Source organism: uncultured Flavobacterium sp. (assembly GCF_963975005.1).
Lineage (GTDB): Bacteria > Bacteroidota > Bacteroidia > Flavobacteriales > Flavobacteriaceae > Flavobacterium.
The window spans coordinates 1-12,953 of sequence record NZ_CAXBFR010000082.1 but is presented as its reverse complement, the minus strand read 5'-3'; the positions used below and the strand labels follow the sequence as shown (position 1 = coordinate 12,953).

Sequence of the window (12,953 nt, the reverse complement as noted above, 5' to 3'; positions counted from 1 at the left end):
AATGGGATGAATTTAAAACATACGATTGGCAAAAAATATACAATCAAATGCAAAAGCCAGCTTTTGTCTTTGACGGAAGAAATTTATTAAACAAAAAAGAATTAGAAGAAATTGGGTTTGTATATCAAGCCATAGGTTCATAAATTAAAACAAGTATGAGTTATAAAATAGCAATAATAGGACTAGGATATGTTGGCTTGCCGTTAGCAAGATTATTTGCAACAAAATTTCCTGTAGTAGGATTTGATATCAATCAAAAAAGAATTGATGAGCTAAATTCAGGAAAAGACAATACCTTAGAGATTGAGGAAGATGTTTTACAAAAAGTATTAGTAAAATCTCCTTCTGATGCAAACGGATTGTTTTGTTCAGCAAATTTAGAAGATATCAAAGACTGCAATTACTACGTAGTTACGGTTCCTACACCGGTAGATAAAAACAACAGACCTGATTTAACACCTCTGTATAAATCAAGTGAAACGGTTGGAAAAGTCCTTAAAAAAGGAGATATCGTTATTTATGAATCTACCGTATATCCTGGAGTTACAGAAGAAGAATGTGTGCCTGTTTTAGAGCGAATAAGTGGGTTGAAATTCAATGTTGACTTTTTTGCAGGTTATTCACCAGAAAGAATCAACCCGGGAGACAAAGAACATACCGTTGAAAAAATATTAAAAGTTACCTCAGGGTCTACACCAGAAATAGGCATAAAAGTTAATGAACTCTATAAAACTGTAATTACTGCCGGAACGCATTTAGCTCCAACAATTAAAGTAGCTGAGGCAGCAAAAGTAATTGAAAACTCACAAAGAGATATCAACATTGCTTTCGTAAATGAATTAGCAAAAATATTTAATTTATTAGACATTAACACACACGATGTTTTAGAAGCAGCTGGTACCAAATGGAATTTCCTTCCCTTTAAACCGGGATTAGTGGGTGGACACTGCATTGGGGTAGACCCTTATTATTTAGCGCAAAAAGCACAAGAAAAAGGCTATCACCCTGAAATTATTTTAGCAGGTAGAAGACTAAATGACAGTATGGGAGAATATGTAGCTTCTCAAGTAGTGAAAGCAATGATTAAAAAAGGAGTAACCGTTAATGGCGCTACTTTATTAATGTTAGGAATAACTTTCAAAGAAAATTGCCCTGATGTTAGAAATACTAAAATTGTAGATGTAATTGCTTCTTTAAAGGAATACGGCATTACCATTACAACTTATGATCCTTGGGCTAACCCAGCTGAGGTGCAACATGAATATAAAATTGAAAGCACCAAAGAAATTCCAAACCAAAAGTTTGATGCAGTAGTTTTAGGAGTTTCACACAAAGAGTTTTTACAACTAGACATTCCTAGTCTACAAAAAGAGAATAGTGTTCTATATGACGTAAAAGGAATTTTAGGAAACAATGTAGACGGAAAACTATAATTTATTTATTTAATATAAAGTATGAAGCCTTGTTTTTGACAGGGCTTTTTTTTGGAACATATTTTTTTTTGGATCACAGATTCGAGAAATTCGAGAAATTTTTATAATTTTTTGGAACATAAATTTTTTGGAACACAGATTAAAGAAATGGTAGAAATCTTGTCAACCTACAAACGTTCACCCCACCACTTTGTCACCCTGCTTGTGCTGAATTTATTTCAGTGAAAGGGTCTCGATAGCACCCCCAACGTAAGAACCTACTTGCCACGGATTCCAAAGATTATCACGGATTAATCTAAATTCAACTTACAACCCATCATAAACATCATCAACCCATCGTCATTGCGAGGAACGAAGCAACCATATCAACCCACCGCAAACATCATAAAAAAACCATCACGTAACCGTAAACTTCAAAAAAAATCCTTTCCTATTTTGTATAAAATTCATGGGCTTGCTTCCTCCCTCGCAAAGACTAGTGTTTTAATTAAATTTTCACCAGATCCAAAAAATCCCCATATTTACCCATAACCTACAACTCATAACTCACAATCCACAATCCACAATTCACAACCCCAAACTTGTCACCCTGCTTGTGCTGAATTTATTTCAGTGAAAGGGTCTCGATAGCACCCCCAACGTAAGAACCTACTTGCCACGGATTCCAAAGATTATCACGGATTAATCTAAATTCAACTTACAACCAACAACCAACAACCAACAACCAACAACAGATAACTGACAACCAAAAACCATTAACAACCCCTATTAATGTAAAAATAACCTTGAATAATAAAAATAAAGTCTATTTTTGCAATTAACGCTTGTTTAAAATACTAATATTATAGAAATGAAAAATATACTTATCACTGGTGGAGCTGGTTTTATTGGTTCACATGTAGTAAGAAGATTTGTAAATCAATATCCAAATTATCACATTTTTAATTTAGATGCTTTGACTTATGCAGGAAATCTGGAGAATATAAAAGATATAGAAGATAAACCCAACTATACCTTTGTGAAAGGTGATATTTTAGGCGAAGCTTTTTTAGACGAATTATTTGCTAAACATCAGTTTGAGGGCGTGTTGCATTTAGCAGCCGAATCACATGTAGATAGATCTATAACAGATCCTTTGGCCTTTGTGAAAACAAATGTTATAGGCACAATGAACTTATTAAACGTAGCCAAAAAACAGTGGAAGGATAATTTTGAAGGCAAGCGTTTTTACCATATTTCAACCGATGAGGTTTATGGTTCTCTTGGTGAAACAGGGTTGTTTACTGAAACTACTTCGTATGACCCAAATTCTCCTTATTCAGCCTCAAAAGCGGCATCGGATCATTTTGTAAGAGCTTATGGAGAAACGTATGGTTTACCTTATGTGATTACCAATTGCTCTAACAATTATGGACCAAACCATTTTCCAGAAAAATTAATTCCCTTATTTATACATAACATCATTGAGAAAAAACCTTTACCTGTTTATGGGGATGGGAAATACACTCGCGATTGGCTGTTCGTAGAAGACCATGCCGTAGCAATTGATTTAGTGTTTCATGAAGGAAAAAACCATGAAACTTATAATATTGGAGGTTTCAACGAATGGCAAAACATAGATTTAGTAAAACTATTGTGCAAACAAATGGATGCTAAATTAGGAAGAATAGCGGGTGAATCTGAAAAGTTAATCACATACGTAAAAGACAGACCAGGTCACGATTTGCGTTATGCTATTGATGCCTCAAAAATAAACAAAGAACTAGGTTGGAAACCTTCTGTAACTTTTGAACAAGGTTTAGAAAAAACCATAGATTGGTATTTGTCGAATGAAGAATGGTTGAATAATGTAACTTCTGGAGAGTATCAGAAGTATTATGAAGAGCAGTATAGCTAATTAAGAAAAATTTAATGAGTCAATTAAAAAAAGGGGCAATTTTGTCTTATGTAAATATTGTATTAACAAATGTGATTGGGTTGGTATTAACACCTTTTATAATTCATTCATTAGGTGATTCTGAATATGGACTTTATACGTTAATTGGTTCATTAATAGCATATTTTACTTTAATGGATTTAGGATTGAATAATACTATTATCCGTTATGTTTCCCTTTACAAGCACAATAATGATAAGGAAGGTGAAAAGAGCTTTTTAGGGCAAATTTTCTTAATGTATGCTATTATATCAGTGGTTGTTTTATTAGCAGGCTTTTTTGTTTACTGTCGATTAGATGATATCTTTATCAACTCACTGACCGTCGATCAAATTGAAAAAGCAAAAATGATGTTTGTTATATTGAAAATCAATATAACAAACATCATTTTTGCTTTTTCAATATTGCGATACATTACCAGGTGGTGCTTTTGTAGCAATTTGTAATGCTTACGAACAATTTATTTTCCCAAGATTACTTTTAATTGTAAAGTATGTAGTTAGAAGTGTTTTAGTATTTGCAATTTTAGGAATAATACCAGCAGCAATTACTTTAGTTTGGATAGATACAATTATTAATGTTTTATTTATATTACTTAGTATTTATTATGTAACGCAAAAGTTAAATGTTAAAATAAAAATCTCTTGCCTAAATTTACCCTTGTTAAAAGAAATTTCATCTTATTCATTTTGGATTTTTTTAACAGCAATTGTAATGAGTTTACAATGGAATGTGGGACAGCTGATATTAGGTATTTCTAAAAATACTATTATTGTTGCAGTTTATGGAGTTGGTATTTTGTTAGGAGGTTATTATGGTGCTTTTGCAGGGGCTATAAACACCTTGATGTTGCCAAGAGCTACTCAAATGACAGTAGAAGATAATGTTGACTCGTATAATACTGCAATTCAAAAAATAGGTCGTTTTAACGGTTTCATATCTTTTTTAATATTGACCGGATTTATACTTTTTGGAAAAGATTTTATCAAGCTTTGGATTGGCGAAAACTATATAAAAGCATGGGAGATTGCTTTGCTGATTATGATTGCAATGACATTACCTTTATTACAAGCTTTTGGGAGTTCAATATTGGAAGCAAAAAAGAAAAATAGGTATAGATCAATGATTAGTTTATTAACAATTAGTGGTGCTGCAATTGTGGGTATATTTTTAGTACCCAAATATTCAATTGAAGGAATTATATATCCACTATTTGTAGCATTAATAATCAACAGTCTTATTATGTCTATCTATTATAGAAAAATATTTGGATTTAAAATATTTTCATTTTTTTATAATGTAATTTTAAAAATAATTTTACCTATCGCACCACTACTTTTTTTATTCATGTTTGTTAAGAAAAAATCCTCAATTACTGGATGGTTAGATTTAATTATTTATGTCGTGGGTTTTTGTTTAGCTTATGCCTTAGTTATTTATATGCTGATAATGAATAAAGAAGAAAAAAACATTCTCCAAATAAAATTAAAAAATAAGAATTAATGATTACAAAAATAAGAATTATTCTTTGGCGAATACTAGGCCTTGATTATCAAGGATTATTAAGCAAAATAGACTATGTTTTGTTAAAAAATGATGCATTTACCCAAAGAGGAATTAAAACATACGACAATGGTGCAAAAGTTTGGCGTTGGTCTAAAACACCTTTAGTGATTGGGAAATATTGTAGTATTGCTTATAATGTTAATTTTATAGTTGATGAGGGGTATCACACAATCTCAGAAATAACCAATTATCCACATATTAATATTTTAACCACAAATTCAGAATTACTTGAATTAAAAAAAACTTTTCATCAGAAAGAAGGTATAGTAGTAGGAAGTGATGTTTGGATTGGAATGAATGCCATTATTTTACCTGGAATCACAATTGGTAATGGAGCAGCAGTTGCTGCAGGATCAATAGTCACAAAAGATGTTCCCAGTTATTCAGTAGTTGGAGGTAATCCTGCCAAAATAATTAGAATGAAGTATGATGATGAAACAATTGATGAATTGAACAGAACTGAGTGGTGGAATTGGGAAGAGGCGATTATACATAAAAGAAAAGCAGATTTTTATTTACCTATATTAGTTTTTAAAGAAAAATATAAATAAATTATGAAAATAGTCTATTGTGCAACTCAAATGTATAAACCAGGTGGCACGGAAAAGGTTTTAGCTGAAAAAATAAATTATTTAGTAGAAAATACTAATTATGAAATACATATTATTACAGAAGATCAAGGTGCAAATCCTTTCTTTTTTACGTTTAGTTCTAAAGTAATAATTCATGATATGTGTATTTCTAAATTAAATAAGAAAATTATTCCCGGAATAACATTTATTAAAAATATATTTAGATTAAGGAAACTCTATGAGCAAAAATTACTTCAAATAAAACCTGATATTGTAATTGTTGTAGAAAGAGGTTATTTAGATTTTGTAATTCCATTTATAAAAAACCATTTTTTTTATCTACAATAATTTCATTTTGCCAAAGAAGCAGTTAAGGCCCATACAAATTTAATGGATGGACGTTTAAAGAGACTAAGACATAAATTAAGATATAAAATTCTTTTTAACATGTTTAATAAATATGATTATTTAGTTTTACTTACAAAAAGAGATCAGACCCAAGGTAATTATAAAACAAAGACTAAAGTAATTTATAATATGCTTAATTCTATACCAACAGATGGTGCAAATCTGTCAAGTAAAAATGTTATTAGTGTAGGAAGTATGTATGATAATAGAAAGAACTTTAAAGAACAAATAGAGATGTGGAAAAGTGTTTGTTTGTCACATCCTGATTGGACATTAAACATTTACGGAGATGGAGGAGAAAAATTTTTTCTACAAAAATTAATTGACAAATATAAACTGAATGAGTTTGTAATTTTGCATGGAAATACAAATAAAATTACAGAAAAATATAAAAATAGTTCTATCTTTCTTTTTACTTCACAAGCTGAAGGATACCCTATGGTGTTAATTGAAGCACAGTCTAATGGTTTGCCTTGTATTGCCTATGATGCACCTACTGGCCCAAGTGAAATTATTGTAGATAAAAAAAATGGTTTTTTAATTGAAAACAACAATATTAAAGAATTAGAAAAAAAATTGACATTATTGATGGATGATGAAGAGTTGAGAATAGAAATGGGAAATAATGCTAGAACATCAAGTAAGAAATATTTACCAGATATAGTAATGAAAAAATGGATTAATTTTTTCTTAGAGTTACAAAAAATTAAAAAATGAAGATAAAAACAATAACTTGTCACGAAGTATACAATCATGGGGCTAGTTTGCAAGAATACGCACTTTTAACCCATTTAAATTCAGTGGGTCATGATGCAGAAACCATACATTATAAACCCTTTTTTTTATCAAATCATTTTAAATTTTGGTCCGTTGCCAATCCTAAATATGATAAACTATTTTTAAAGCAACTCTATCTATTATTAAAGTTTCCAGGTAGATTATTAGATTTAAGGAGAAAGAAAAATTTTGATTTATTTTCAAAAAAACATATTGCTACAGGAAAAACTTTGTATAAAAACAATGACGAACTTAAAAAGAATTTACCTATAGCAGATGCCTATATTTGCGGGAGTGATCAAATATGGAATTCTTTTTTTCTAAATGGAAAAGATCCTGCTTTTTATTTAGATTTTGTACCAATTGATAAATTAAAAATAAGTTATGCAGCCTCTTTTGCAACTGATGCAATTGATAATAACTTAAAGCCCTTTGTTAAAGAAAAAATTTCTAGGATAAACGCAATAAGTGTAAGAGAAACTTCTGGAGTAAAAATACTAAATGAACTTGGAATTAATAATGTTTTACAAGTTTTAGATCCTGTTTTTTTATTATCAAAGGAGTATTGGAGGGATACATTTATAAAAGATATTGGTTCAAATTATATATTTGTTTATGATTCTGACAATAATCAACAATTAAAAAAAATTGCACAAAAAATCGCAAAACAAGAAAACTATAAAATTTATACGGTTGATAAACACATAAAATATGCCGACAAAAATTTTTATTTTGAAGCTCCAGATTGTTTTCTTAGTTTAATATTACATTCAAAATTAGTACTTACTAATTCTTTTCATGCATTATCTTTTTCATTAATTTTTAATAAAAAGTTTTTAGTTTTTAATAGATTGGAGAAAATAAATACACGTATGAGAGATTTAATGATATTAACCAAAACTGATTATTTACTAATAAGTGAAGAAAATAATATTGAAATAAATCTAGATCAAATAGTAGTAGATTATAATGTAGTAAATAATATAATTGAAAATAAAGTAAACGAATCAAAATTATTTTTAGAAAAAGCCCTTTAAAATGAAATTAATAAATAAAATAAAAGCAAAAATATTTGCATTAGTTTTTTGGCAAACAAATTTAGGTGATTATGTTAACAAAATATATGATATTAAAATTTTTATAAAATATTCATTCAAGTTGTCAAAATTAAAATCTAAAGAAAATTATGAAGCATATTTAACCAAACAATATCATATCATTGAAAAAGGTCTTGCATTACCAGAACCTAGATTTGGATTTGGTAAACAAAAAATAATAGAGCTTATTACAATAACAAACCAATATCTAAATATATATGGTAATACTAGATTAATTGGAAGTATTAAAAACACACTAGGTGAATATATTATTTTAAATAATAAATTAATAGATACTGATAATGACTTTTACAACCAAATTGATTTTTTTTTAAAGGATAATATTACTGAAAGTCAGGGTGGAACTAAAAACTTTACTTTAAAAGATATAGATAATGCAACAGATATTAATTTTCAAAATTTTTTAGAATCAAGAACTAGTGTTAGAGATTTTTCAAGTGAAAGTGTAGATAACGATGAAATAAAAAAAGCAATATTTTTGGCACGTAACACGCCATCTGTTTGTAATAGACAAAGTTGGAAAGCACATTTAATTACTGATCAAGAATTAAAAAATAAGCTGTTAATTATTCAAAATGGCAATAATGGATTTACAAATTCTATAAATAAATTACTAATAATTACTACTGATGCAAAAAAGTTTACTAAATTAGAAAGCAATCAAATATTTGTTGATGGTGGTCTTTTTGCAATGAATGTTTTATTATCATTACATGCAAGTAAAATTGCAAGTTGTTGTTTAAATACTTGTTTGCCTTTTGTAACTGAAAAAGAAATAAAAAAAATTGCAAATATTTCAGATTCTGAACGTTTAATAATGATGATTGGAATTGGAAAATATAAAGATGTTTTTAAAGTAGCTTTTTCAGAAAAATTATCAGTTGAAGAAATATTAATAATACATTAATTAAAAATTTGATATAAAAAAACATTAATTTTTTATTTAATTAACACTATTTTTTACAGTAAAAGGCTTAAGAATGTTCAAATCATTATTTAAAGTAGTAAGGTAATTTATGCAAATATCACTTCAAAAATCTAATCAACTAAAAGCAATAGCTGTGGCGATGATGCTTTTCTTACATTTGTTTAACAAACCTTATGAAGGGCTTTTTACTCCATTGTTGTTTATTGGCAAACAACCTTTGTCCTATTACATTTCATTGTTTTCGGATGCCTGTGTACCCATTTTTGCATTTGTGAGTGGTTATGGCTTGTTTTTTAAATATAATTTATATCCAGAAAATCACAACACCTCTAATTTTAAAAGAATAATAAAATTATATATAAACTATTGGATAATATTAATATTGTTTTGTGTTTTATTAGGTAGGATAATTAAACCATCAATATATTTAGGAAGTACTCAAGAATTTATTTTAAATATTTTATCTATTAGTAATTCATACAATCCTACATGGTGGTTTTTATTTATTTATTTCTAGTATTTACATCAAAGCCAATATTTAAATTTATCAATAAAAAACCTTGGGTTATTGTTTTTAGTACACTTATTTTTATTTATACCGTTGGGTTTTATTTTATGGTTTATAAAAACAATATGTTTGAACAATTATGGTTAAATAAAATAATTAATATTATTGCAAGATATTGTTATGCCTTATTTCCATTTGTTTCGGGTGCTATGTTTTATAAATGCAAAGACTTTAAAGTATTAGATAAAATAAAAAATAAAAATAGTTATGCAATTCTTTTAATAATATTGATAATAATATTCCATGGTTTTTTTCCAAACCTCTATTTTTCTTCTTATTTAGCTTTAGCATTTGTAGTTTGTATTATTCATCTAGATTTTCCAAAAATTGTAAATGATATGTTAGAATATTTGTCACATCATTCTACAAATATTTGGTTAGTTCATATGTTTTTTTATGCTATTTTTTTTAGCAAATATATTTATTATCCAAAATATGTTGTATTAATTTTTTTATTTTTAGTTCTTTGCTCATTGATTAGTTCAATTATAATTAATAAGATTTATAAATTAATAATTAAAAAAATATTTTAAAATGAAAAAAATATTAGTTTGTTTTGGTACTCGTCCTGAGGCTATTAAAATGTGCTCCTTAGTCCATGAACTACAAAAACAAAACTTTGAATGTAAAGTTTGTGTTACAGCTCAACATCGTGAAATGTTAGATCAGGTTTTAGATTTTTTTGAAATAACACCAGATTATGATTTAAATATCATGAAACCAAATCAAAGTTTAAATCAATTAAGTGGTAATATATTTCTTAAAATGGATGAAGTGTTTTCGTCTTTTTTACCTGATTTAGTTTTAGTACACGGTGATACAACAACTTCAAGCATAGTAGCTTGGGCGGCTTTTAATTATGGTATTAAAGTAGGACATGTAGAAGCTGGTTTAAGAACATTTGACAAAAAAAGCCCTTTTCCAGAAGAAATGAATAGACAAATTACGGGTAAAATTGCAGATTATCATTTTGCTCCAACGCTTGCATCTGAAAGAAATTTGATTAAAGAAAATGTAGAAAAAGAAAATATTGTTATAACTGGTAATACTGTTATTGATTCTTTACTATGGACAGAAAAAAAACTTGATAATGGGTTTGTGAATGAAAAAATTAATGAATTACAACATATTATTGATGCTGACAAAAAAACAATTTTAGTAACTTCTCATAGAAGAGAAAATTTTGGTCAAGGTTTTATTGATGTTTGTAATGCTTTAATAGAAATTGCAAAAGATAAGACAATAGAGATTATATTTCCTGTTCATCTAAATCCTAATGTTAGAAAACCTGTTTTTGAGTTATTGTCAAATCATTCCAATATTCACTTAATTGAACCTTTAGATTATCCATCTTTTGTTTGGTTAATGAAACAGTCATATTTAATCATAACAGATTCTGGAGGTATTCAAGAAGAGGCACCTTCACTTGGAAAGCCAGTTTTGGTTATGCGCGACACTACGGAAAGACCCGAAGCAGTAGAAGCCAAGACAGTCCTTTTAGTGGGTACAGATAAAATTAAAATAGTAGAAAATACTAAGTTACTTTTAAAAGATAAAAATTTGTATCAAAAGATGGCCCAAAGCTATAATCCTTATGGAGATGGAAAAGCAAATGAGAAAATAATTAAATATTTAAACAATAAATTATGATTCCTAAAGTAATTCATTATTGTTGGTTCGGAAGAAATCCTTTACCTGAACTTGCAACAAAATGTATAGAATCATGGCAAAATTTTTTGCCTGATTACGAAATTAAAGAATGGAATGAAGATAATTTTCCTCTAGAGCAATATATTTTTGCAAAGGAAGCCTTAGAAAATAGAAAATTTGCTTTTGTATCAGATGTAGCTCGACTTCATGCATTAAAATATGAAGGAGGCATCTATATGGACACTGACGTTGAAGTAATTAAATCTTTAGATGATTTGTTAAATCAAACTGCTTTTTCAGGTTTTGAAAATGATGATTTTGTGCCAACAGGTATTATGGCAAGTGTAAAAGGAAGTAGTTGGTCAACAGAACTTTTAGAATATTATCATAATAAACCTTTTGTAAACCAGGACGGCACATTAGAAACCACTTCAAATACTTTTATAATCACTCAAATAATGAAGGAAAAAGGTTTTGTAATGAATAATACGATTCAAAAAATTGATGGATATGTTAGTTTCTATACAAATGATTACTTTTGCCCCAAGAGTTATAAAACAGGATTAATTGAATTAACGCCAAACACTTATTGCATCCATCATTTTGCAAAATCATGGATACCTTTAAAGCATAAATGGAGAAATATTGTTAAAATGAAATTGATGAATATTATAGGATATAAAAATATTCAAAAAATTATTGATTTAATAAAAAAGTAAATCAAATTATGAAGATAGTTTTTAGTACCGATCAAACTTACTTACATGGAGGGACAGAAAAAGTATTGGCTGAAAAAGCGAATTACTTGGTTAGAAATTTAGGTTATGATGTATATATAATTACAACTGAACAAAAACAAAAGCAGGCCTGCTATTATTTAGATGCTAGAATTCGTCAAATTGATTTAGGTATAAACTATCATCGTGAACTAAGTTATTTTCATCCTAAAAATCTATTAAAAATTTTTAAACATTTTAAATGTTTAAAAAAGAATATAGGAGATATTGAGCCTGATAATTGGGTTGTTTGTAATTTTGCTTTCGATTTTTTTTTTATTCCATTTATTGAAAAAGGTATTCCTAAAATAAAAGAATTTCACGGTTCACAGTTTATGAGAAGAAAAGAGTTAAATAAAGGCTCTTTTTTTAAATCGCTACTATTTAAAATACAATTAAAAATTGAAGGTAAATATGATGCTTTGGTTGTGTTAAACCCTGATGAACAAGAATATTTCGATTCTAAAAACACTGTAGTTATACCTAATCCAATACAAATACAAGATAGCCAAGCTAAATTAGAAAATAAATTAGTAATTGCAGCTGGTAGAATAGCTCCTGTAAAAGGGTTTGAACGATTAATTACTGCTTGGGCATTAGTAACTCAAAAACATCCCGATTGGTCTTTGCATATTTTTGGAGAGGATTATTTAGAAACACAAGTAAGATTAGAAAGTCTAATAACGGAATTACAAATACAGGATAATGTCGAATTTAAAGGTTCGTCTTCAAATATGACAGAAACCATGTTGAATTACTCAATGTATTTGATGACCTCACATACCGAATGTTTTCCTATGGTTTTATTAGAATCTCTCTCGGTAGGTTTGCCTATAATTGCTTTTGATGTACCTAGTGGTCCAAGAAACATTATCTCAAATGGAAAAGATGGTTTATTAATTGAAAATAATAATATTAAAGCTTACGCAAAAGCTATTGAGTCATTAATAGTCGATGAAGTTTTAAGGGTAAAAATGGGTAGACAGGCAAAATTAAATAGTGCAAGTTTTAATCAAGATTTAGTAATGAATATGTGGAATAATTTATTAAGTAAATAAACATGGAAAGCTTTATTCCAGCAGAGTATTATTCAGATCTTTATCATCATTTAATGTTGGTCATGGTTCTTTTAGTATATTTGGAAAGTGCAAAAAATATATCAAATATTAGAAATTTAAAAAGTAAAAACTTTTTAGGTATCTTTTTGTTTTTAATTGTCTT

Annotated in this window: 13 protein-coding genes and 1 pseudogene; all 14 read left to right on the top strand. The window is 28.2% G+C overall.

The annotated features are described in order from the left end of the window. A pseudogene (locus AACZ53_RS10260) lies at positions 1–143 on the top strand (nucleotide sugar dehydrogenase); the annotation flags it as partial. A 12-nt stretch (positions 144–155) separates the two neighbouring features. After that, positions 156–1,433: a nucleotide sugar dehydrogenase gene (locus tag AACZ53_RS10255; protein WP_339837931.1), complete on the top strand. Its 1,278-nt coding sequence runs from the start codon at positions 156–158 to the stop codon at positions 1,431–1,433. Between the two features lie 850 nt (positions 1,434–2,283). Then, the gene (gene rfbB / locus AACZ53_RS10250) at positions 2,284–3,330 is read left to right on the top strand and encodes a dTDP-glucose 4,6-dehydratase (protein WP_339837929.1); all 1,047 of its coding nucleotides are present in this window, start codon (positions 2,284–2,286) and stop codon (positions 3,328–3,330) included. A 14-nt stretch (positions 3,331–3,344) separates the two neighbouring features. After that, positions 3,345–3,815 (top strand): oligosaccharide flippase family protein, encoded by a 471-nt coding sequence (locus tag AACZ53_RS10245; protein ID WP_339837927.1) that lies wholly within the window; start codon positions 3,345–3,347, stop codon positions 3,813–3,815. Then, the gene (locus tag AACZ53_RS10240; protein ID WP_339837925.1) at positions 3,760–4,872 is read left to right on the top strand and encodes an oligosaccharide flippase family protein; all 1,113 of its coding nucleotides are present in this window, start codon (positions 3,760–3,762) and stop codon (positions 4,870–4,872) included. The genes AACZ53_RS10245 and AACZ53_RS10240 overlap by 56 nt, the downstream gene beginning before the upstream one ends. Next, entirely contained in the window at positions 4,872–5,486 is a 615-nt protein-coding gene (locus tag AACZ53_RS10235) for a CatB-related O-acetyltransferase (protein WP_339837923.1), read from the top strand. Before AACZ53_RS10240 ends, AACZ53_RS10235 begins: the two co-directional genes overlap by 1 nt. A 3-nt stretch (positions 5,487–5,489) precedes the next feature. After that, the gene (locus AACZ53_RS10230) at positions 5,490–5,855 is read left to right on the top strand and encodes a hypothetical protein (RefSeq protein WP_339837921.1); all 366 of its coding nucleotides are present in this window, start codon (positions 5,490–5,492) and stop codon (positions 5,853–5,855) included. A 99-nt stretch (positions 5,856–5,954) separates the two neighbouring features. Continuing rightward, positions 5,955–6,632 carry a glycosyltransferase gene (locus tag AACZ53_RS10225; RefSeq protein WP_339837918.1) on the top strand — a complete coding sequence of 226 codons (678 nt, stop codon included), beginning with the start codon at positions 5,955–5,957 and terminating at the stop codon, positions 6,630–6,632. Then, on the top strand, positions 6,629–7,729 hold the full coding sequence (locus AACZ53_RS10220; protein ID WP_339837916.1) for a polysaccharide pyruvyl transferase family protein: 1,101 nt from the start codon (positions 6,629–6,631) through the stop codon (positions 7,727–7,729). Before AACZ53_RS10225 ends, AACZ53_RS10220 begins: the two co-directional genes overlap by 4 nt. 1 nt (position 7,730) lies before the next feature. Further along, positions 7,731–8,717, top strand: a complete 987-nt coding sequence (locus AACZ53_RS10215) for a nitroreductase family protein (protein WP_339837914.1) — start codon at positions 7,731–7,733, stop codon at positions 8,715–8,717. Between the two features lie 109 nt (positions 8,718–8,826). Further along, complete coding sequence (locus AACZ53_RS10210; protein ID WP_339837912.1) at positions 8,827–9,255, top strand: acyltransferase family protein; 429 nt, start codon at positions 8,827–8,829, stop codon at positions 9,253–9,255. A gap of 585 nt (positions 9,256–9,840) precedes the next feature. Continuing rightward, positions 9,841–10,956: a UDP-N-acetylglucosamine 2-epimerase (non-hydrolyzing) gene (gene wecB / locus AACZ53_RS10205; RefSeq protein ID WP_339837909.1), complete on the top strand. Its 1,116-nt coding sequence runs from the start codon at positions 9,841–9,843 to the stop codon at positions 10,954–10,956. Then, positions 10,953–11,675 carry a glycosyltransferase gene (locus AACZ53_RS10200; RefSeq protein ID WP_339837906.1) on the top strand — a complete coding sequence of 241 codons (723 nt, stop codon included), beginning with the start codon at positions 10,953–10,955 and terminating at the stop codon, positions 11,673–11,675. Before wecB ends, AACZ53_RS10200 begins: the two co-directional genes overlap by 4 nt. 8 nt (positions 11,676–11,683) lie before the next feature. Next, the gene (locus tag AACZ53_RS10195; RefSeq protein ID WP_339837903.1) at positions 11,684–12,790 is read left to right on the top strand and encodes a glycosyltransferase family 4 protein; all 1,107 of its coding nucleotides are present in this window, start codon (positions 11,684–11,686) and stop codon (positions 12,788–12,790) included. The last annotated feature ends 163 nt before the right edge of the window (positions 12,791–12,953 follow it).